Source organism: Roseinatronobacter domitianus, from assembly GCF_023336755.1.
Classification (GTDB): Bacteria; Pseudomonadota; Alphaproteobacteria; order Rhodobacterales; family Rhodobacteraceae; genus Roseinatronobacter; species Roseinatronobacter domitianus.
Genome location: NZ_JALZWP010000009.1, coordinates 115927 through 136863 on the forward strand (window position 1 = coordinate 115927; position 20937 = coordinate 136863).

Here is a 20937-nt window from a genome sequence, read left to right on the forward strand (position 1 = left end):
GGTCAGCCTGCTGCGTCGGCCAATGCCTGACGATAGGCCGCAATCACATGAGCCTCGTCAAACAGGCGCTCGACGCGCGCGCGTCCGGCCTGCCCCATTGCGGCCCGCGCTTCGGGCGTCAGGTCGATGAAATCGGTGCAGGCACGCGCGAGGCTTGCGCTATCGCGCAGTTTGCAAAGCAACCCGGTTTCTCCCGCTTCCAGCGCATCGCGGCAGCCCGGCACATCGGTTGTTATGACAGGGCGCGCCATCGCCGCAGCTTCCAACAGAACCCGCGGCATGCCCTCTCGATAAGAGGGCAGCACAACGCAGTCAGCCTCGGCAATCGCGGGGCGCACATCGGGCATGGCACCAAGATGCTGGATATGTCCCGCCTCCTGCCAATGCGTAATCTGCTCTGGCGGCAAGGCGGAGCGGTTCTCTGCTCCAAACGGACCCACTATACGGAACTGAGCTTGCGGATAGTGCCGCCGCACGGCAGCCGCGGCTTCGGCAAACTCGACCACGCCCTTGTCACGCAGCAACCGCGCGATCATCAGAAAGACAGGCGCTTGTGGCGGGTGTTGCGGCAGGGGCGCGGGCACAAAGCGGGTCAGATCAATACCAGATCCGGGCAAAACGCGCGCCTGATCCAGTTGGACCAGCCCCATCCCGGCGAAAAGCGCCAGATCATCGCGGTTCTGGAAGAATATGACGGGCAAACCGCGAAACGCATGGCGATAAATCATCTGTGCAACCCGCTGTAGACCACCACCCGACAGAAAGGCGGTTCCCAGCCCGGTGACATTCGGAATGAACGGGATGCCACGGCGACGCGCGGCCAGCGCGCCGAACAGGTTGTTCTTGATCGTGTAACTTAGGACCACATCGGGGCGCAGGCAATCCAGCGCCGCGCCCATCCTGCGCAGGATATGCAAATTGGCCAATGGCGACAGACCTTTGCGGTTCATCGGCAGGTCCATGAACGCGCAGCCCAACGCCTCTAAGCTGGCCACGCTTTCATCACGCGGCGCCAGAACTGTCACCCTATGCCCATCCGCAAGCAGCGCGCGCAGCAACCCTGTGCGGAAATTGACCAAATTCCACGCCGCATTCACGGTTACGACGATATGCAGGCTACGGGTCACCCTCTAGCCCCCCAGATGCATTCGGTAAGGCACCCACGCAAAAGAGAAGGAGCCAAAATTGAACCAAACGAACAAGATTGCGGCGTAATAGGCTAGGATCATGGTGACGATGCCGGAATTCTGTTTCCCTTGACGCCCCATCAGGTCCGGCAGATGCGCGAACAGGAACAATTGCAGCGGCAGCATGTACAAACCCAACCGGTCCAGCGCCGTCGACGCAGAGGTGCCGAACATCGCAACAAACAAGCCCACCGAGATGAAGGCGAAAAGCCGCCATATTCGATACTCAGAGGGCGCAATCATGATCTTCTTTCGATAAAAAAGGAACAAAAGCGCCGGTAGAGCATTCATACCCAGCCGGATCAGCGCTCCGCCGGATTGCAATTCAGCGTCGATGTAGTTTCGGACCAGGGTATCGGCGCTGTCCCCGAGCAAAACCTGGTAGCCCACCCCCCCGGTCACACCGACGAGCAGGATGATAAGCCAGCGATTGCGGCTCATTGTCAGCGCGACAATGGGTAACAGAATGACCGCGGTTTTGTGGAAAGTCGCGGCCAGCAGGACCCATAAAATAAACCAGACCCATTTTTGCCGTCCCAAGGCGACAAGCCCAAGCATGACCAGCCCGATTGCAACAGCCTGCCGCGTGTAGCCCATGCCCACCACGATCACCAGGTAAGGCACGGCCACAGCCAAGGCCAACCAAGGTCTGGGCAGGCTTCGGCAAAAGGCCAAAAGCCCAGCGCTGAAGATCAACCCCGAAACCGTGTTGACGCCGATGATCCCGAAGCCAAGCCAGATTGAAAAGAGGTTGAGAACCCGAAAGCCGGGGTCATCCAGAAGCAGGGATTCGCGCAGGTCTGATGTTGCGGCAACAATCAGATATTCGAAATACGCGCCCCAATCGCCCCCCACCCGGAAACGAAACCCGATCATGATGGTCAGCAGCAGCAGCATCAACACCCAGATCGGGTCGGACCGCGCAAACCGCGTGCCGTCACGGCGCATTTTGCGCGACGGCGGGCTGGAAATGGCCAGAAGGGCCGGCACAAGGAACAAAAGCCAATAGGGCAGCATGGGCTAGACCTCTCCTGCAGGCAGATGGCCAAGCCACGCCAGCAGCATCAGCACGGCCCAGAGCGCTTGCCCCTCGTTACCCTGCTGGGCGATGTGCCGCGACCAAAGGCTGCGGCAGGCGGTCGGGTCCAGCCCCGCCTCGGCCATAAGGTCATCGCGGGCCAACAACCGCTCCGCCCAGCTTCGCAAACCACCGCGCAACCAGTCATCCAGCGGAATGGCGAAGCCCTGCTTGGGGCGTTCGGTCAGGACGGGCGGGACATGGCGGGCAAGAATATCGCGCAGGATCACCTTGCCGCGCCGCGCGCGCCCTGCCCGGTCGATCCGGTCACTCTGGTCCAGCGCCCATGCCGCCGACACCACGCGCCCGTCCAGATAGGGCGTGCGCGTTTCCAAAGACACGGCCATCGCAGCCCGGTCAACCTTTACCAATATATCGTCCGGCAGGTAGCCGATACTGTCGCGCGCCATAAGCCATTCCGCACTGCCCGGCGCCAGATCGGCCAATTGTCCCGGCAATGACGGCTCAAACACAGCGCCGGGGTCACGCACCATCAGCGCCGCAGGGTCCGCAATTCCACGGGTCAGAAAGGCATAGAACTGGTCCGGCGTGCCAGCCTCTGCGCTCATCCGGCCCAGCCGCGCCAGCTTGTCGACCAGTGTTACCGGCAGGCGAAACCGGCGGGCCAAGGCTTGCAACCGGTCGCTGGACGCGCCACCCCGCGCCACCACCGACATGACAGCCTTGCCCAACGCGCGGCGCACCGGGCGCGGCAGGCGCGACAGGTTGCGCCACAATCCCGGACCAAGCACATGCCGATTATAGCCACCGAACACCTCGTCGGCACCGTCGCCGGTCAGCGCGACGGTAACATGCGCGCGGGCCTGACGGCACAGCAAGGTCGTGGGTATCTGCGAACTGTCCGCGAAGGGTTCGTCATAGATGCGCGGCAGCTCCGGGACCAATGCCAGCGCATCTTCCTCGGTGACATGCAAAGTCTGGTGGGCGCAGCCCAGATGCCGTGCTACCGCCTCGGCATAGGGGGATTCATCGAAGCGGCTGCCGGAAAACCCAATAGAGAAACTTTGCACCTGCTGCCCGGACCCGGCCTGCATCAAGGCCGCCACCAGCGACGAATCGATACCGCCCGACAGAAAACAGCCCAAGGGCACATCGCTGATCTGCTGTTGCGCGACAACCTCTGCCAGCAGGTCTTCCAGCCAGCCGCGACGCGCCGACGCACTGTCGGGGGGCGGGGTCTGTAACGCCGCCCCGCCGGCCAGCGCACCGAAATCCTGCCATGTGACTTGCTCTGGCGCGCGCCCTGCCCGCAAACTGACCATGCCGCCGGGTGCCACACGCATCAGCCCTTGCATCAGGCTGGCCTGCGCATCGACATAGCCGCGCGCAAGATAAGCGGCCACGCCAGCCCGCGACAGACCGGGCGCAAACCCCGGCAAAGCTCGGAGCGCCGAAGGCTGCGAGGCAAAGGCCCAATGCCCGTTCCACTCTGCCCAATAGAGCGGTTTTTCCCCCATACGGTCACGGGCAAGGGTCAGGGTTTGGTCCTTGCGGTCCCACAGGGCAAGCGCGAACATGCCGAAGGCGCGCTGCAATGCGGGCACCAGCCCCCAAGCGGCAATCGCGCCCAGCAGGGTTTCGGTATCGGAATGACCGTGCCACTCTGGGGCACGCCCCTCTGCCACCAGCGTCTTGCGTAGGTCCAGATGGTTGTAGATTTCGCCATTGAACACGATCACAAAGCGCCCGCAGGCTGATTGCATCGGCTGCGCCCCGGCGTCTGACAGGTCGATGATCGCAAGCCTGCGATGCCCCAGCGCAACCGCGGCAGCATCATCACGCCAATGCCCTTCGGCGTCAGGTCCGCGCGCGCGGATCGCATCGGTCATGGAGTGCAGGATCGCGGGCGCAAGCGCCGCGCCAGAGGACCCTTGTCCCAGTAGCCCCGCGATCCCGCACATGCCTCAGCCTTTCCCGTCCAGCCCGAACTCCGCCAGCACCCTTGTCGTCTCTGCGCGCGACAATGTCGAGCGGCGGTCCCGCCATACACGCAGCATCCGCCCCACCATACCGAAACGGCTTTGCCCGTTCGAGACATTGTTGCCATGCAGGATTGTCATACTGTAGGGTTCCGGCAAGTTCTCGACTTTCCCGAAAAGTGTTTCGAGCTTGTCATGTCGCCCCGCGAGAACGGTGCGCGGCCCAGCCGCCCAGCCTTCGGCACTTGGCGCCTCCAGAACCGAGGCAAAGGGCGACACCACGTCAGAACGAAACCGTTGCGCCCGCGGGCTGCCCTCGCGCCACCATGTCAATTCCGGAAAATCGATGATTATGGGCGCATCGTTTCGCTTCTTTTGAGAGGCGCACGCTTGCATCCTCGCGACGAAGTCAGGATGCAGCATGTCGTCATTGTCCAGCCTCGACGTCAACAAGGCCATGTCGGACCCCACCCGCGAACAGATATCCGCCAGCATCTCTGCGGGATCGTTGATGTGTATTGCGTTAAACCTTGGATCATCGAAGAGCGGTGCGAGTCTGTCCAGATAAGGCTGGGTCCGGGTCCGATCAAAATAAACCAGCCAAGTGAAATTCTGCGAGGTCTGGCGCAAGACCGAAGGATGACAAAATCGCTCGAACAGGTCCATCCGGTGGCGCATCCACGCATCCGAATAGCGAAACAGATCGCCATAGGTCTGAGCATAGTTCAGATTGAATCGGGTGATAAGGAAGTGACGGACAGGCAGCGATGCACTCATGCGGATGTGTCCTTCAATTGTGCGGCCAATGGCATCAGACGGGGCATGAAGTGTCGCATGCCCGCAACTGACCAATGATGACCGTCGATCCAGAACAACTCGGCGCAGGATGTCAGATCAAGGGACGGGTTTATCTGTATCATCTTTTGCAGCGAAACATACGGCACCCCGCGCGCGAGGGCCCGAAGGGCAGCATATTCGTCGAGTTCAGAAAACAACTCGGCCTGACCGGCGCGCAAGCTGTGGAGCGCGTCGCAGCCCGCGCGCAATAGTCCCGCCATAGGCAAATAATGTCCCAAGCCCGGCCCGACCCATAAAACCTGAGGCCCATCAAACATCGACAATTCCGACAGAAACGCAACCACCTGATCGATATGGTCTTGATTCACGGCAATCCCCACCACCGGGTCTTCAGCACCAATCCGCTCGAACATGGATGGCGTACCAGCATGCGCTGTACCATCCGTCAGCATAGACTGACCGACAACATGGTAAACTATGTCAGAAAACAGCGCAGGCTCCTCACGTAACAAAGTCCGAAGCTCTTGCGAATGCGTGCATTCTGGCCGCCGCGAGAAGCTCTGACATCCGCCTTGTGCCAGCGTCACCACAAAAGGACGTTTTGTCAGCCCTTGCAGGACAGGCATTAACATCCTTGCATGGCTGTCGCCCGCCACAAGTAAACCAGGCCCATGCGTTTCGTGGCAAGCCCGCAAACGGTCCATTTGTCCGGCAAGACGCGTCAGTTGCAAAACGCAGGGCAAAGCGGGATCACGGCGCCAGCCCGCACCACCGGCCCGCGCCGTTTCTAACAAGCGATACATATGCACTTGCGCCTCCGGGGCTTGCGCCATCCAGATATCGCGCCGCCCCTCTGTCACATGTCCATGCACGCCCACCGCCAGCAACACCGCGAAGGTGGGAACCAAGGCCGCGCCCAGCCGGGCCGGACGTGCGAAGGTGCCGCGCCGGCGGCGGAAGGGCTGTTCGACAAAACGCCATGTGACATAGGCCAGCGGGAAGGACAGCGCGCCAAGTGCCAGCATCACCCATAAGGGGGGAGCAGACAGATGGGCGATGCGCGCAAACGCCATCAGCGGCTGGTGCCACAGATAGGCCGAGTAGCTGACCAAACCGATCCCCACCATCCAACGCTGCGACAAGAGCCGTCCTGTCCAACCCTCGGGCCGCGCGAACAGAATTACCCCTGCCGCGCCCAGCACCGGCAGAAGCGCCCAAAGGGACGGGAACGGCGTCATGCCATCGAACCAGACCACCGACAGCACGATCGCCGCCAAACCAAGCCCGGCCAGCCCATCATGGCCTACGCGCGGACGTTCGGCCAGCCACAGAGCGCAGAGCGCGCCTACCAGCAACTCCCACGCGCGCGTTGGCAGCAGGTAGAAATTTGCACTGGGCATTGAGTAGGCAGCGTAATGGCTGAGGCCAAGGCTAACCAGCGCAATCACGGCCAGGATACCCGCCACGCCACGCCGCCCGAAGCGCCACAGCAGCACCATCAGCAGCGGAAAGAGCAGATAGAACTGCTCTTCCACCGATAGCGACCAAGTGTGCAGCAGCGGCTTTTCTTCCGCCGCAGCCGCGAAATACCCCGATTCGCGCCAGAACAGAATATTTGAACCGAACAGCCCCACCGCCACCAGCGAGCGCGCGAAATCGCGATACTGGTCGGGCAGCATCAGAGCCCAGGCCACCGGAATGCAGGCCAGCATCACGACATACAGCGCAGGCAGAATGCGCCGCGCCCGCCGCTCCCAGAACCGCCACATCGAAAACCGCCCTTCGGCGCGTTCGCGCAGGATGATGGACGTAATCAGATACCCCGAAATGACAAAGAAAACGTCAACGCCCACGAACCCGCCGGCAAGGGCTCCGACGCCTGCGTGAAACAGGATGACCGGAACAACGGCAACGGCGCGCAGGCCGTCTATCTCTGGGCGGTAATGCATGGGCGGGCGTGCCTGCTCGCGGGCAAATGGATTGTGGACGGGTAGCCCGTTTCAGTGGGGGATTACAAGGCTCCGCCGGTCAGAACCTGTTGATTCCCCGACCGCGTTACCGAACTGCCCGAAGGCTAGGCGCGCCGCGCAATCGCAGTGGCGAGTGCCGTTAGCGTAAAAGCCTCGAATTGTTGACTTGTTTGGCGCAGCCAGCGCGCCGGATTGCCGACAACAACAGATGCCTCTGCCACATCCTGAATGACAACGCTGCCCGCCCCGACATAGGCTCCAGCGCCAACGCTAAGGTCGGGCAGAATGGTTGCGTTTGTCCCGATGGTTGCACAATTCCCTATGCTTACACGTCCGGCCAAGGCCACTTGCCCCATGACATGAACTCCGTCCCCAAGGTGACATTCATGGTCAATACAGGCACCGGTGTTTAGAATTGCATAATCCCCTATCGTGCAGAATTTTTGCACGATCACACCCGGCATGACCACGCATCCTCGACCAATATGGAGGGTTGAATCGAGCATTGCTTGCTGCGATAGAACGGAAATTGGCACAAGCCCCCGTCCGGAAAGAAATTCACCAACTCGAACGCGTGCAAGTCCATGCTGATTGCCGATGCAAACTACAAAGCCTTCTAGCGTTGGAAGACGCTCTGCTAGCGCCTCGACATCACGAATAATCTGAAGATTGGTTATCAGATCAGAACTGCCTAACGGGTCGAACACAATACTATCTTCGGAGAGTTCGTCCATGTCCCTTAACATGGCCTCAACCAATCGCGCTTGGCTTCCCGCGCCCCAAAGTAATATGGCTTTGCGTCTTGTCACTGAAGGTCAGTCCGATGGTTTCACGGTGAAAATGCTCGCATAGAATAACCAGAACCTGTCACGAGACTCTGTCATCACGCGCTCGAAATCTACCTCATCATTCTCAGTATCCACGAGTTCTTGGAAAATGTTGTTATTTCGATAGACAATCGGGGTTTTCCAAGATTCGCTAAACAGTTGTTCGTTATAGGAGCCGCGCTCCAACACAAGCTGACCCCCATTACGCACAGCTTCGGTCATGGCCCCGACACCGCTACGCCGCTGCCCGATCAATGCATAACAGCGCAAAAGAGTGGTCATGTATTCATGGCGCGAGAGTGAGGGCAGAAACCGGATACGGATATCTGGCCGCCCGAAGCGGCGCAGCACTGGTGATAGCCATGCCACGAAGATCATGATTAGCCGATATTCCACCTTATCCCATGTTTTCCAAGGCTTGCGGCGCTCCCAGAATAGCACGGTCACGGAATACCGCGACTGCCCAAATAAGCAGAACCGAAGCAGGTCGCGCACATATACCCGCTTGCGCTCATAGGGGAGTGGCTTTGACATAACCATGATCGTCCGCCGGTTAGCGAGTCGCTCCAGATAGTCGATCTCGTCTTTGACGCGACCTGTGAACACTGCGTAATCCGTCGGCTCCGGCAGGAGTTTGCGGATCGGGAACGTATCCGAAATATTCAAAGGGCGTGCGAGTATCTCCTCCAGCGTTTGGCCGAACGGGTTATACGTGCAACAAAAGTTGTCGATCTTCGCAAGCGCATGTTTCATATCGTCGGTTATCGTCTTGGTGTGTCCCTTATCCAGCGATCCGAACTTGTCGACATGTGATTTCCACAGATCAACCTCGTTATCTGTAATGATGATTCCAACCTTGGCATAAGATACGGCGGTTTGTGCTGCAAACTCGCGCAACGCACGCGCATTGGCCGGGTAAAGGCTTTGAAGGATGACCGCCTTAATAGCCGCATCATCCAAAGACAGGGCGTCGTTCCAAGACATTTCCTCAACCCCTGCGGGCAGGTCGTCTTTTTGCGCTTTGGTGTCACCGCCAAATAAAACGACGACGAAACTCTTAGGGTCGACGGAATACTCATTCACCAAGGTCGAGAGCAGGGTAGAGTTATGAATATTTCCCCGACTCAACAACAGGATGGTGAGCGCCTGTTCGGTTCCGGTCATGCAACGGCCTTTGTGATCTCGATTGCCGCAGTCACCTCGGCTACGATCTCCGGCACATGATCCGCGACACCGGGCCAGAGCGGCAGGCGCAGCAGGCAAGAGCCCGCGCGATTAGCCTCGACCATCTGGCCCGACACACGCCCGAAGCGGCGGCCCGCCACCGTGTCATGCAGGGGCACATAGTGAAACGGCGCGCTGATCCCCCGGCGCGACAGTTCCGCAATAACCCCCGGACGCAGCGCCGGGTCGGGCAGCAGGATGAAGTAGATATGCCCGTTATGCGCGCAGCCTTCAGGCACATGCGGACGCGCCGCGATCACGCCATCCGCCTCCAGCGGTGCGAAGGCGGCATGATAGGCGTTCCAGCCGGCAATGCGCGCTCCGTTGATTTCATCGGCGCGCTGCAACTGGCCCAGCAGCACGGCGGCGGCGATTTCGCTAATGACACCAGAGGTGCCAAGATCGACCCAGGAATACTTGTCGACCAGCCCCTGAAAGAACTGGCTGCGATTGGTGCCCTTTTCCAGCAGGATCGCGGCGCGGTCGCACAGGTCGGGATTGTTGACGACCAGCGCGCCGCCTTCCCCGCAGGACAGGTTCTTGGTGTGGTGAAAGCTGAAGGTCGCCACATCGCCGCGCGTGCCCACGGCCTGCCCCTGCGCGGTCGCGCCGTAAGCTTGCGCGGCGTCCTCTATCAGCATGGCGCCACAGTCGCGGGCGATGGCCGACAGGCTGTCCATATCGCAGGAAACGCCGCAATAATGCATGGCAATGATGACGCGGGTGGCGGGCGTGACCGCGTCGCGCACAGCTTGCGGGTCAATATTGAAGCTGCCGGGTTGGCTGTCGACAAACACCAGTGTCGCGCCGCGCAGCGCGAAGGCGGTCGCGGTCGAGGAAAAGGTATAGGAGGGCAGGATTACCTCGTCGCCCGGCCCAACGCCCGACAAAAGCGCGGCCACTTCCAGCGCGCTGGTGCAAGACGGGGTCAAGAACACGCGTTGCGGCGGTTGCGTCAGCCCCAGCCTGCGCGCGATTTCCTCTGTGCACAGCGCACTATGGCTGAACCCAAGAGTCATATTCTCGCGCTCCATCAACTCTGTCACCAGCCCCAATTCGTGCTGCGTGAAGGTCGATTTTACATAGGGGTAACTTAGGGTCATTGCAGCGCCTGCATTTGGTCGAACACGGTCGGAGAATCGAGGCGCTCACTGCACCCACGTCACTCCGGGTTTGCAGGCGCTCTAGCATATCTGGAAACGGAAATGCCACTGGTATCCGGGATGCTTGGGAACAGAGGGAGCAATGCCCGCATCAACGGCGCGGTGCCTCTGCCACAAGTTCTAATGGTTCTTCACGTTCGAACACGGGTGTCCTGCGGTTATTGTTGGCGAGCCGCATTCCCAGCAGATAGGCCACCACGAAACCCGATACCTGGGCCCCCAAAAGGGCTGCAATGGCCAGCGGGTTATCATAGAGCATAACGTGGCCCAGGATGCCAAGACCGATAATCGGCAACAGCAGCGCGCTTGCCAGCGGGTTCGAGATGTGGCGGCGGCCCCGCCCCACAAGCATTATCTCCAGACCGCGCATCACCAACTGGTGGAAATGCAGACGGTCGGGCTGATCGGCGCGCCGTCCTGCGCGGCGGCGGCGGTAGATAGCGAAGAATGTATCGGTCACCGGCCAGAAGAACAGCCCCACGATGGCCAGCATTGACACTTCGGGCTGTCGCGCCACCAGAAGGATGCCCAGCCAAACCAGAAGATGTCCCAAGGAATAGGCCCCCGCATCGCCCAGGAACAGGCGACCGAAGGGCCAGTTAAAGACCAGAAACCCCAGAATGGCCGGCACCAGAAGCAGCGCCGCGAGCGCGATCCCCGGCTCTCCGGCGGAGTTGGCGATCGCCGCAAGACCAAGAGCCGACAGCGCTGCGGTCCCCGAACTCAGACCATTCACACCATCGATCAGGTTGAAGGCATGGCAAACCCCCGCGCCCCAGATCGCAGTGGCCAGAAGCCCGATGGCGGGGATGACCAATAACATGTCCAGCCCCGGAATATCGCTGCGCGTTACCCAGTGCCCGACCAGAGCCGCCGCCAGAAGCGAGGCGAACGCGGCAGCGCCAAGACGCACACGCGGGCTAAGCCGCAGGCCGATATCCTCTGCAAGACCGGCAAGGAAAATTGGCAATGCCGAAATGAAGATCACCTTCAGCCCCGGCTCAACCTCTTTCGGAAGCGACAAAACAAAGGCGGCCAAGGCCCCGCACATGATTCCGACGCCCCCAAGCCGCGATGTCGGGCGACGATGGGCGGCTTGCTTGGCTTTCAGGTCAGAGGGTCGAATGACCCAGTCCGCACGCAGTTGGCTTACAAGGACAATCAACCCGCATACGGCGAATGAGATCGCGAACATTCCAAGCGCGAAGTTAAAGATCTCGGCATGCATTCAGGCCTACCTTTTATCTCACAGAACAGATTATTTGATAAATTTAGCTGCGCCACACTGCGCCGAACCCGAAAACCACATCGGTGCCCTCACCCGTAACAGAACTATCAACAGTTGTGTATCCTTTGACAGAACACAAATCGTGCTGCGTTGCAAAATGAGCGAAGTTCCACCTGCAACACAAGCTCACTCAATACTGTGCACAAAAAATAAGCACAACAACCGCCGATGTCACGAAAGCACCTTTCCGGACCAGCCAGCTCAGTTCGTGCGGAAGATGTCACGAATGACAGGTCGGATCGCGTCGGCCACCCAGCGCGCTCCCGCATTCGAAAGGTGGTCATCGTCAAAATAGAGCACATCGCCCTCCCATTCGTTCAGACATCGTCCGGCGACCTTGGTGTCGCAGAAAATGTCATACGGCTTCACCTGATACAGGTTCGGATGCTTCAGGGAGTCAAAAAGATCGTTCACAAGCTTGTCGCGCGCCCGCACGATCGCCGCGTCCGTCGTGAGCGGGGTTGCGATGCTGTCACCGTATAGCGTCCGGTGAACCAAAGCGCGCGGCACGTTCCAGCCAGCTTCGGGAATTGGATGAACAAGGATGACGTTGAATTCCTCTGCAAGCGCAAGTAGCTCTATCTTCCAGCGCTCCAGCACGCGGGCTCGGCGTGCTGGGTCGTCCTGCGCAGCAGGGCCACCAGGCTGGGATGCCAAATCGACATAAGCACCCGACACATACTCTATGCCGCCTTCCCCATTGTCGAACCCGGTCCCTTCTAGCTGCTGAGTAAAACGCGCGGCAAGGATGACGGTTCGGATCTGTTTATCCCGAATATACGCGAGCATACTTTCTATATAGGCGTTGCATTGCTGCGCCTCCCGGCGGTCGGCGCGCACAAAGCCGCTCAGGGTCGGACATCCGCCATAGGACAGAAAATAGGTGCCGATCCCCCCTGCCCGCAACATATTTGCGGTTTCAAAGGCGATTGCATGGGAATGGCTGTCGCCCATTATGACAACATCGGCGCACCAACCAATACAGTTAATTTATGACTACATCTTAAATTTAAGTTGCGCGCAATTTGTCCAACAGTCGAACACGGAAACTTTGCCGGTGAGCCCGAGATTTTTCACGTTTCTCCGAGGCGGGCTTGGGCTTTGGGGGCAGCGTATCAAATATCGCAGGGAAAGGATATTTTTGACCTTCTTTGGACGCAGGAATAAACCAAGGGTTGAGATCAAGGATACCACCGTCGCAAGTTTTGATCGCCCAAGAAGATTTGTGAAAAAATCTTTCATCTTCAGTTCTGATGGTCTCCCTTGTTAAGATCGCGTTAGCCCGACTTACTTTTGTCGTTTCCAACACCTCATATGGGTCGCTAACTTCCACGCCATAGGGCAGATAGACAGGGTTGCCGGCGCCCGACTTTTCAAACAGACAATCTATTTGCCTGCCAGAATCAACTCTGTCCGATACGAAAATTGGCTGGCTTTCAGACCCCAGATCAATGGCTAGTGTCTCTTTCCTACTCCATTTCGGCACCCAGCCGGAGGAATATGTCATCGGCGTTCGAATCGGCTTGAACTGGCCAAAAACTTCAGCGTCTTGAAAGAAGTAGCTGCTATTGTAGACCACAAGAAGCCCAGATGGCTCGAGTGCTCCCGACAACACGCTCACCCATTTGTTAAAAGTCTCAAATGACAAGCTTTGATTGATCGGAGCCTTTAGAGGATACGCGCAGAGGACAGAATTAGCAAAAATGATGTCGTATGGTCCGTGCCGCTTGATTTCATCTTCGGTGCTATCAAAAAACAGCCCTGCGCGCCCACCCGTCGGGTTAGCCTCAAATCCTTCTCGAAATATATCGCAACCATGAATAATGGCGTCCGGAAAATAACAGCTCAAAGACGCCATTTCCGAACCATCCGAGCAGCCAAAAGACAAAATCCTCAGACTAGCTTTTGCATCCGGCCTTCGCTGCCTAGACCACGCCTGCGCCGAAAGGAACAAATGCGGGTAGCGATTGAAAATCGTCGATCTTGAAGGTTGAAGAACTGACATTCTAGTCCCACGGGCTGAAGGTCCCACGGGCTGAAGGTCCCACGGGCTGACGCAAAGACTGCAAGGCAGCCAAGCTTCGTTAATAATAGTTAATTTTTGGATTCATGCAAGCGCGAACCCGCCGGAGAAGCCGGGTATCCCGGCATGAAACAGGATGACCGGAACAACCGCAACGGCGCGCAGGCCATCAACCTCGGGGCGATATTTCATGTCCATGCGCTCCGGCAATTTATTCGTGATGCTATGCCACGCGGTCGGGGCAGAGGCAACAGCGCCCCTTGCCAAGCCCGGATGACTGTCACACAAGCAGCGGATGATTGGCGCATATCTTCTTTGGGACAGCCCCAAGCCCGGACCGGACCGGGCACATGCCTTTGCCGCGGCCTTGCGCATTGGTCTGACAACCCCGGCCTGCCACAGCGTGAACGGCGCGTTGCTCTGCGACGGGGCGGCACCCGCCCAAACCACCCTGCCCCGTTTGGCAGATGGCACGGCGGTTCTGTTCACCGGCTTCATCGCCAACCGCCCCGCGCTTCGGGCCGAGCTTGGCGCGGCGCCCGCGTCGGATGCCGCGCTCTATGCGGCAGCGCGCACAGCATGGGGGGATCGCGCCGACACCCGCGTTTTGGGTGAATACGCTGCAATTCTGATCCCGCCACATGGCGGCGCGCTGCATATTGTGCGCAGCCCGATCATCGCGCCCATGCTGCATATCTGGCAAGATGCGGATCGTTGCATTGTCGCCAGCACTCCCAATGCGATCTTCGCGACAGGAGAGGTCGCGCGCGTGTTGGACGATGACAAGCTCGCCGATGGGCTGTTCCTGAATTATTGCGACGAGCGGCGCGGCTGGTTCAAGGGCGTCACCCGACTGCCGCGCGGCACACGCGCCCGGATTACGCGCGACCGGATGGATGAAGAGACGTGGTATCGGCTGGATGAGATTGCGCCCCTGCGCCTGAACTCTGACGCCGAGTATGTCGAGGCCGCTGACGCCTTGTTCGCAGAAGCAACACATGCGGTGCTGGACGGATTCGACACGCCGCTGGTCAGCCTGTCCGGCGGTTACGATTCGCAGGCTGTTGCCGCCTATGCCATGCGCTGCCGTCCCGATGCGCCACTTTTGTCGGCCACGTCGGTGCCGCAAGCGGGCTGGCGTCCCCCGGCGCGCAGCCGCGCCTGGGTCGATGAACGCCCGCATGTCAACGCGCTGGCAGAGCTGTATCCGCAACTGCGCCCACATTGGGTAGACGGGGCGGGGCGCGACTTTTCGCATCATCTGCGCGATATGTTCGACAAAGCGATGGCGCCACCGCGCAACGTGGGCAACATGCATTGGGTGCATGATATCCGCCAGTTGGCCCAACGCGAAGGGGCCGATGTGGTCCTGACCGGGGCGATGGGCAATCTGACCTTCAGCTATGACGGAACGGGCTACCTGCCGGACCTGTTCCGTAGCGGCCACTGGCTGCGACTGGCGCGCGAATTGTGGTTGGGCGGGCCACGCGGGGCGGCGGGCAAACGGGCCTTTCGCCAAGCGCTCCTGCCGGTCCTGCCCCCGGCGCTGCAAAAATCGCTTATGGCGTGGCGTGACGGCCCATTCGAAGACCCGCTGCAAACCTGGTCTCCCTTGCGCGCCGATTACGCGCATGAAAGCGGCGTTCTGAAACGCGCGGCGGAACAGGGGTTCGATCCGTTCTTCCGGCCCATCTCTTCGGTGCGGGACTACCGCACAAAGATGCTGGGCAATGCGGTGAATGAAGCCGGTGACATTCAGGGCGCCATGGAGCAGGTCCATGACATGCCCATGCGCGACCCGACACGCCACCGCCCGTTTCTGGAGTTTTGCTTTGCAATCCCCCCGCGCCAATACCTGAATGACGGGGTTAAACGCTGGCTTGCCAAGCGTCTGCTGGCCGGGAAAGTCCCCGATATGGTGCTGAACGAAACCCGTCGCGGGCAACAGGCCGCTGACTGGGCGGCGCGCATACGCCCGGCCCGCGCGGCGTTGCTGGACGAATTGGACATGCTGGCGGGCGATCCCGATGTGGCAGACCGGATTGATACCGCCCGCCTGCGCCGTCAACTCGAAGCCCTGCCAGAGCAGGATGACGCGATCACGAATGCCGACACGATGGCCTTTCTCGCGCTAAGCCGGGGCCTCGTCTCGGCGCGGTTCATTGGCTATCTCAAGGGGCGCAACGATATCTGACCGCTTTGCAGCGGCTCTTTCAGAAGACCTGCAAAGCCCCTTGAGTGACACGCCAAGCCACGCTAGCGTAAGACCATATTTCAGCCTGGGATTTCAACAATGCGCCCCGCAGCACGATTGAGCGACATGCATGTTTGCCCGATGGTCATTCCGGGCACGCCACCAATACCGCATGTGGGCGGGCCGGTCACGCGCGGTGCCCCCACTGTTCTGATCGGCGCGATGCCCGCGGCGCGGCTTTCCGACATGGCACTCTGCACACCGGTCGGCATTCCCGACCCAATCGTGTCAGGCTCTGCAACGGTGATGATCTCTGGCCTGCCTGCCGCGCGGCTGGGCGATTCCACCGCCCATGGTGGCAAGATCGTATCTGGCTGTCCCACCGTGCTGATTGGCGATGGCGGTCATTCCGCTGCGGCGCGCGGCGGCACCGGGCGTGGCAGCAATGCCAACGCACAGCACGACACCCCAGAGGCGCTGGCGACCGGTAAGACCCTGCGTGCGCCGGCGCGCCAGGCACGTAGTCTGCGGCGGGCCTCTGCCAGCGGGTCGGCCTTTTGCGAATTGTGCTCTTCATGAGCATGGCGCGGCAGGCGGCAACTGACACGGCGCTCTATTGCGTAATCGACTGCGCCGCAGACCCGCAGCTATATGGTGCCGTTCTGCAAGCGGGTCGGGCGACGGCTTTATTCGCCGGAGAGTTGCACCCGGATCTTGCCGAAGCGGCCCCCCATCTTGTGCAAGTTGCCTCTGATTCCCCTTTGTTGACCCTGCTGGCCAGCCCAGAGGGACGCGCGGGAGCCTTTGGCTGCGTGCTGCGCGCGCATCCACATATGGGCACGATCTGGCGCGCGTTGCGCAAACACCTGCTGGCACGTATGCCAGATGGGAATGTCGTTATGTTCCGGTTCTTCGACCCGCGTGTCATGGCGCCTTATCTGGGCAGCCTGACACCACAAGAACTGGCCCCCTGGTTCACCGATATCAGCGATTGGTGGCTGCCCCTGCCCGACGGGACCTGGCATTTCACCCTGACCGAAACCGGGCTTGCCCGGTCCGTGATACCGGTCTGAACAGGAGGCGCGGTGCGATGCTTGTGATCTCTTCGGAAAGCCTGGACACACTATCCCGCACGCAAGCCACAGGGGCAAGGATACGCCTGTGCCGCTGGCTGGTCACGAACGCTCCCCAGTTCGGCCTGCTCGCCCCTGCGCCAAACCAGGCCGAGCAGGCAGTTGATGCCGCGTTCGGCCTATGCCTGCCCAATGGCATCCGCCGCGAAGGCGACATTGCCCGCATCGCGCTGCGGGCGTGGCGCTTCGGCCCGGCGATTCTGGACCAACCGGAATATGACTACCTGCGGAAAGCCCTAGCCGCCGACACCGTTCACCCAGACCGCCGCGTGATGTTGGTGAAGCTGATAGAGATTGGCCATAAACCCGGAACGGGGCCTTGGTATGTCTGACGCATCTGCCCCGAACGACAAAATCGTCGAGCATTACAGGGAACGTGCCGAGCGCGATGCACGCGCTCGCAAAAAAAGAGACTTGCTGGCGCAGAAATTTGGTGACCCAACATGTCCGTGCAACGACACGCCGCCGCCCGACCCCGAAATAGAGGAAAGCGTGACTGTCTGGGACAGCGAAAGCAGGGGTCCACGCTACTGGGACGAAGCGACCCAGACCTTGCATATCGTGCAGACTTCCGCGACCGATGGCGTCCAGATACAATACACAGGGCCGACACCACCGACCGAGATGGACGTGTATTGCAACGGTATCCTGAAGGCCAGACTGGGTGGTGGAACGCAATGGTCTTACAATGTGACCTACCACCCGCCCAAGGCGCCCTATGCCTCGGTAAAAACCTTGACCGCGCCCTTCAAGGATTTGCTGACCTTTGCGGCGGATGTCAGTACCTGGGAATTCAGAGCGACGGGCTTCACCGCGACGGTCTTGGTGTACAACCCCGACCAATGGAGCTTCAAGGCCACGGTTCCCCCGCTTTTCGAGAGCCAGAAGATCCACCGGGAATGGCGTGGCAAGGATGGCACTAGCGGCACATCTGACACGCATACGATCAAGACCCATAGCCTGAGCGGAACGGCGGAAACCCGCAGCACAGAGAGCCGCAGTTACCGCGATCAATCCGGGGCCAAAACCGAGGAGCAGACGGCATCCGATAGCTGGACAAATCGTAAAGGTGACAGCGTCAGCGAGGATGAGCGCATATCGCAAACCGTCCGGGCCGATGGTGGGACCACGACAACCCAAGAAACAGAGACCCGGCTGAACATGCGGGACGGGCGCTCGGCGACGGAAACTGACCGGACAAGCGAAAGTCTTAGCGCCGACGGGCGCAGCCGCAGCAACGAGACGATTATGTCCGCCAGCCAGTCCGACGGGAAAACCACCAAGACGCTTGAAATGAGCGGCTTGGCGCTCAAGAACATCGCTTATGTCGAAGGACAAGGCTATGTCGAAACAAGTGTCGCTTATGAAGAACACACCACGAAAGAGACCGAAAACGGCATGAACCTGTCCGGGCTCGGCAGTGACATATTTACCCTGACCTGCAACACCCGGCGACAGGACTTCCCCGCACTACAAATGCTCGCGGTCGTTTTCCGTCTTGCGCAGAGCCTTCAGGACATCAAGGACACGATCCGGAACATCGTTCCCGAAATCGGCTGGAGCTGGGATTTCTCCTATTCGTTCCTCGATGGCGAGATCAGCCTTGACTGGGGCTGGCAAGAACGCGACGCCGGACATGCCAAAAGCCACGATGTGTTCTATAATCTCAGCACATCGGGCGAGATTACGCTGGTCAAGGCAGGCGGAAAAATTGGTGTCGGGATCATGGCCTATGGTATAGGTGCACAGGCCATGCTGTCGGCAGACGGTGCTTTCAAACTGACCATTCCGGGCCTGTCGTTCGAGATCGACCGCGACGGTCCCGAATTCGCACAGTCTGACAAGATCGGCGAAGTGACCGGCACCTTTACGGTATCCGCCTATATCAATGTCAGTGCCGGCGACATTGTTTCGGCAACCGGCGGCGTGCGCGGCAATCTTCTGAAAGCGACGGGCGCAGGGCATATGGACCGCGGACAAGATTTCTATATCGCAACCGAGGTCCGTTTCGACGGGGTTGACCTCTATGCCACTGTGACAACCGCGCGCGTGTTCAACAAAGATTTCACAACACCGCTTCTGGGACCGAAAAACCTGGGCAAGCACGATTTTCTGCGCGCGTCCAAAATGCCGGAAGACCCGGCGCTTGGATTTGCAGAGATTAAGACGGCAGTTGAAGACGCCTTCACAAGGCGTTGGTATCAATTCAATTATTCATTCTATCAAACCACTGTTGAACGTGAAGAGATCTACAAGTTTTTCTTGCCAACCGGACGTTATGAGTATGTCGAAAAACAATCGAAAGTGGACGCGGATGACGTCTACACGCTGATTACCAAAAAAATATACGAAAATCGGACCACGTTGGAGATGAAGCCGCGCACGATCGAGGGCATAGTGCAGGTCATCTATAATGGTATTACCCAGAACGACGACACCCAGAAAATTGACCTTGAAGTCGTCTTTGATGCCCTGTCATCGGGTGACTTGGAGGCAGCAATCAGCGCCGCTGCCTGCCCTATCAAGCGCGCCAAGAGCAGTGTTGGGGCGTGATGGCGCAAGGACAGTCGGACATGCATGATTTCGCGTATCTTACCATGATGGCATCAGAGGATGCACAGTGCCAGATCATGCTGAACGGCCTTCCGATTCTGCAGGGCCCGCGCGGCGCGAACCTGCAATGGATGGATATCCTGAATCTGCGTATGAAGCGCCTCAACAGCCTTGAAATAGAGATGGCGGCGCAGCCCGGCCAACATGTTGACGCTATGTTTCGTTTAAGCCGCCATGCGCCCGGCACTGTCGTGGCACCGGACACCGGCATCGGAATACGCGCTGAAATTCGCGACGCGACGGGGGCTTCCATCCTGCAAGAACCGGATGGTCGTTTCACTCTGTCCGGGCCAAGCCCAATTCGGGCGGCACTGCGATTTGAAAGCTTCGGGCCAGATTTCACGCAACGGCTGGAACCGGCTGCGGCACTGTCCCCGGCGCTGGCGCAAGAGATGGCCCTCACGGCGCTGCGCGCGCTTGAAGCTGGCAATATCGACCATATCCTGACAATGATGGCACCGCTGATCGAGGATATTGTCAGTGTCTGGAACGACCCTCCCTCAACGCTCCGCGCCGAAATCAGACAGGGGTTTCTGGAAATTGCAGATGGCCTGACTGCTGACGGGCTGGACTACGACCTGAGCGCCCAACAACTGGGGCCACTGGTGCGGGTGATGCGCGATGGTGGGGCGTTGTTTCAATCCATGGACCGGACCATGCGCATGGACGCCACATTCGGGTTGGTCAATGGGCAGGTGGTGATTCTGCGGTAGCTAGGGTGGGTCTATCGCCCCATGCGCTCAGGTTGCCGGGGGAACGCTGGCGATATTCTGGAACACATCGTTTTCAGCCATCAGGTCGTCCCATCGGGCGAAGCCCACCAGCCGGCCTTTGTCGAGCACGATGATGCGGTCGCAACCGCGCACGGTGCTCAGTCGGTGGGCGATGAGCAGCACGGTCTTGTCGCCGGGCAACGCGTCGATGGCCGACATCACATCGCGCTCGGTGGCGTTGTCGAGCGCGCTGGTCGCCTCGTCGAACACGATCAGGTCGGCATCGTGATAAAGCGCGCGCGCGATGCCCAGACGCTGGCGCTGCCCACCCGACAAGCGCGCGCCGCGTTCGCCTACGGGGGTTGCATAGCCTTCGGGCAGGTCTGACAGAATGAAATCATGCAGTTGCGCGCGCTTCGCGCAATCCTCGACCCGTGCGGTATCCACCTTCTCTGGCGCGATACCAAGGGCGATATTGCTGGCGATACTGGAATCCGTCAGGAAAATTTCCTGCGGGACATAGCCCACACTTTGCTGCCAGGCGCGCAGGTTGTCGTCGGTGATGACAGTGTCATCGGCGCGCAACACGCCCGCTTGCGGCCGCAACAGGCCCAGCGTCAGATCAGCCAGCGTCGTTTTGCCCGCGCCGGTGGACCCCACAATCCCGATCCGCTCGCCCGCGCGGATGGTCAGACTGACATCGCGTAAGCCGCGATCGGTCGTGTTGGGGTAGCTGTAACTCACCCCCTCAAACCGCAACGCCCGCGACAGGCCAAGACCTGGTGG

At 59.8% G+C, this 20937-nt stretch carries 18 protein-coding genes; 6 read left to right on the forward strand and 12 right to left on the reverse strand.

The features are described 5' to 3' along the window. Nucleotides 1-2: 2 nt before the first annotated feature. From M3N55_RS10715 to M3N55_RS10765, 11 genes are all read right to left on the reverse strand, one after another. The gene (locus tag M3N55_RS10715) at nt 3-1127 is read right to left on the reverse strand and encodes a glycosyltransferase family 4 protein (protein ID WP_249058673.1); all 1125 of its coding nucleotides are present in this window, start codon (nt 1125-1127) and stop codon (nt 3-5) included. A 3-nt stretch (nt 1128-1130) separates the two neighbouring features. Next, nucleotides 1131-2204: an EpsG family protein gene (locus tag M3N55_RS10720; protein WP_249058680.1), complete on the reverse strand. Its 1074-nt coding sequence runs from the start codon at nt 2202-2204 to the stop codon at nt 1131-1133. Nucleotides 2205-2207: 3 nt separating this feature from the next. Next, nucleotides 2208-4187, reverse strand: a complete 1980-nt coding sequence (asnB, locus tag M3N55_RS10725) for an asparagine synthase (glutamine-hydrolyzing) (protein WP_249058681.1) — start codon at nt 4185-4187, stop codon at nt 2208-2210. 3 nt (nt 4188-4190) lie between these two features. Continuing rightward, complete coding sequence (locus M3N55_RS10730) at nt 4191-4982, reverse strand: glycosyltransferase (protein ID WP_249058682.1); 792 nt, start codon at nt 4980-4982, stop codon at nt 4191-4193. Beyond that, entirely contained in the window at nt 4979-6952 is a 1974-nt protein-coding gene (locus M3N55_RS10735) for an acyltransferase family protein (protein WP_249058683.1), read from the reverse strand. The genes M3N55_RS10730 and M3N55_RS10735 overlap by 4 nt, the downstream gene beginning before the upstream one ends. Nucleotides 6953-7077: 125 nt before the next feature. Further along, on the reverse strand, nt 7078-7782 hold the full coding sequence (locus M3N55_RS10740) for a NeuD/PglB/VioB family sugar acetyltransferase (protein ID WP_346429266.1): 705 nt from the start codon (nt 7780-7782) through the stop codon (nt 7078-7080). 6 nt (nt 7783-7788) lie between these two features. Then, nucleotides 7789-8964 carry a hypothetical protein gene (locus tag M3N55_RS10745; protein ID WP_249058685.1) on the reverse strand — a complete coding sequence of 392 codons (1176 nt, stop codon included), beginning with the start codon at nt 8962-8964 and terminating at the stop codon, nt 7789-7791. Further along, nucleotides 8961-10127 (reverse strand): dTDP-4-amino-4,6-dideoxygalactose transaminase, encoded by a 1167-nt coding sequence (gene rffA, locus M3N55_RS10750; protein WP_249058686.1) that lies wholly within the window; start codon nt 10125-10127, stop codon nt 8961-8963. The genes M3N55_RS10745 and rffA overlap by 4 nt, the downstream gene beginning before the upstream one ends. 151 nt (nt 10128-10278) lie before the next feature. Further along, complete coding sequence (locus M3N55_RS10755) at nt 10279-11415, reverse strand: MraY family glycosyltransferase (protein WP_249058687.1); 1137 nt, start codon at nt 11413-11415, stop codon at nt 10279-10281. A gap of 261 nt (nt 11416-11676) precedes the next feature. Continuing rightward, nucleotides 11677-12429, reverse strand: coding sequence for an SGNH hydrolase domain-containing protein (locus tag M3N55_RS10760; protein WP_283163946.1), 753 nt, complete (start codon nt 12427-12429; stop codon nt 11677-11679). A 55-nt stretch (nt 12430-12484) separates the two neighbouring features. Continuing rightward, nucleotides 12485-13480: a class I SAM-dependent methyltransferase gene (locus M3N55_RS10765; protein ID WP_249058688.1), complete on the reverse strand. Its 996-nt coding sequence runs from the start codon at nt 13478-13480 to the stop codon at nt 12485-12487. A 313-nt stretch (nt 13481-13793) separates the two neighbouring features. Here M3N55_RS10765 and M3N55_RS10770 point away from each other — a divergent pair, with 313 nt between their 5' ends. The 6 genes from M3N55_RS10770 to M3N55_RS10795 all read left to right on the forward strand — a co-directional run bounded on the left by M3N55_RS10770 (nt 13794) and on the right by M3N55_RS10795 (nt 20151). Further along, nucleotides 13794-15692 (forward strand): asparagine synthase-related protein, encoded by a 1899-nt coding sequence (locus M3N55_RS10770; RefSeq protein ID WP_249058689.1) that lies wholly within the window; start codon nt 13794-13796, stop codon nt 15690-15692. A 99-nt stretch (nt 15693-15791) separates the two neighbouring features. Next, a complete protein-coding gene (locus M3N55_RS10775; RefSeq protein ID WP_249058690.1) occupies nt 15792-16271 on the forward strand; it encodes a PAAR domain-containing protein in 480 nt (159 codons plus the stop codon). Continuing rightward, entirely contained in the window at nt 16268-16765 is a 498-nt protein-coding gene (locus M3N55_RS10780) for a DUF4123 domain-containing protein (protein WP_249058691.1), read from the forward strand. The genes M3N55_RS10775 and M3N55_RS10780 overlap by 4 nt, the downstream gene beginning before the upstream one ends. A gap of 17 nt (nt 16766-16782) precedes the next feature. Continuing rightward, complete coding sequence (locus tag M3N55_RS10785) at nt 16783-17157, forward strand: hypothetical protein (RefSeq protein ID WP_249058692.1); 375 nt, start codon at nt 16783-16785, stop codon at nt 17155-17157. Further along, nucleotides 17150-19378, forward strand: coding sequence for a hypothetical protein (locus M3N55_RS10790; RefSeq protein ID WP_249058693.1), 2229 nt, complete (start codon nt 17150-17152; stop codon nt 19376-19378). Before M3N55_RS10785 ends, M3N55_RS10790 begins: the two co-directional genes overlap by 8 nt. Nucleotides 19379-19398: 20 nt before the next feature. Continuing rightward, complete coding sequence (locus M3N55_RS10795; protein WP_249058694.1) at nt 19399-20151, forward strand: hypothetical protein; 753 nt, start codon at nt 19399-19401, stop codon at nt 20149-20151. A gap of 27 nt (nt 20152-20178) precedes the next feature. Here the strand turns inward: M3N55_RS10795 and M3N55_RS10800 are convergent. Further along, nucleotides 20179-20937: ABC transporter ATP-binding protein (locus M3N55_RS10800; protein WP_249058695.1), on the reverse strand; the 759-nt coding region annotated here is incomplete at its 5' end.

Excerpts from the sequence above, each read along its gene's own strand:
- M3N55_RS10745 (WP_249058685.1), bottom strand. The coding sequence starts at position 8,964 with ATGACCGGAACCGAACAGGCGCTCACCATCCTGTTGTTGAGTCGGGGA.
- M3N55_RS10795 (WP_249058694.1), top strand. The coding sequence starts at position 19,399 with ATGCATGATTTCGCGTATCTTACCATGATGGCATCAGAGGATGCACAG.
- M3N55_RS10775 (WP_249058690.1), top strand. The coding sequence starts at position 15,792 with ATGCGCCCCGCAGCACGATTGAGCGACATGCATGTTTGCCCGATGGTC.
- M3N55_RS10765 (WP_249058688.1), bottom strand. The coding sequence starts at position 13,480 with ATGTCAGTTCTTCAACCTTCAAGATCGACGATTTTCAATCGCTACCCG.
- M3N55_RS10770 (WP_249058689.1), top strand. The coding sequence starts at position 13,794 with ATGATTGGCGCATATCTTCTTTGGGACAGCCCCAAGCCCGGACCGGAC.
- M3N55_RS10735 (WP_249058683.1), bottom strand. The coding sequence starts at position 6,952 with ATGCATTACCGCCCAGAGATAGACGGCCTGCGCGCCGTTGCCGTTGTT.
- M3N55_RS10790 (WP_249058693.1), top strand. The coding sequence starts at position 17,150 with ATGTCTGACGCATCTGCCCCGAACGACAAAATCGTCGAGCATTACAGG.
- M3N55_RS10760 (WP_283163946.1), bottom strand. The coding sequence starts at position 12,429 with ATGGGCGACAGCCATTCCCATGCAATCGCCTTTGAAACCGCAAATATG.
- M3N55_RS10720 (WP_249058680.1), bottom strand. The coding sequence starts at position 2,204 with ATGCTGCCCTATTGGCTTTTGTTCCTTGTGCCGGCCCTTCTGGCCATT.
- M3N55_RS10785 (WP_249058692.1), top strand. The coding sequence starts at position 16,783 with ATGCTTGTGATCTCTTCGGAAAGCCTGGACACACTATCCCGCACGCAA.
- M3N55_RS10730 (WP_249058682.1), bottom strand. The coding sequence starts at position 4,982 with ATGAGTGCATCGCTGCCTGTCCGTCACTTCCTTATCACCCGATTCAAT.
- rffA (WP_249058686.1), bottom strand. The coding sequence starts at position 10,127 with ATGACCCTAAGTTACCCCTATGTAAAATCGACCTTCACGCAGCACGAA.
- M3N55_RS10755 (WP_249058687.1), bottom strand. The coding sequence starts at position 11,415 with ATGCATGCCGAGATCTTTAACTTCGCGCTTGGAATGTTCGCGATCTCA.
- asnB (WP_249058681.1), bottom strand. The coding sequence starts at position 4,187 with ATGTGCGGGATCGCGGGGCTACTGGGACAAGGGTCCTCTGGCGCGGCG.
- M3N55_RS10780 (WP_249058691.1), top strand. The coding sequence starts at position 16,268 with ATGAGCATGGCGCGGCAGGCGGCAACTGACACGGCGCTCTATTGCGTA.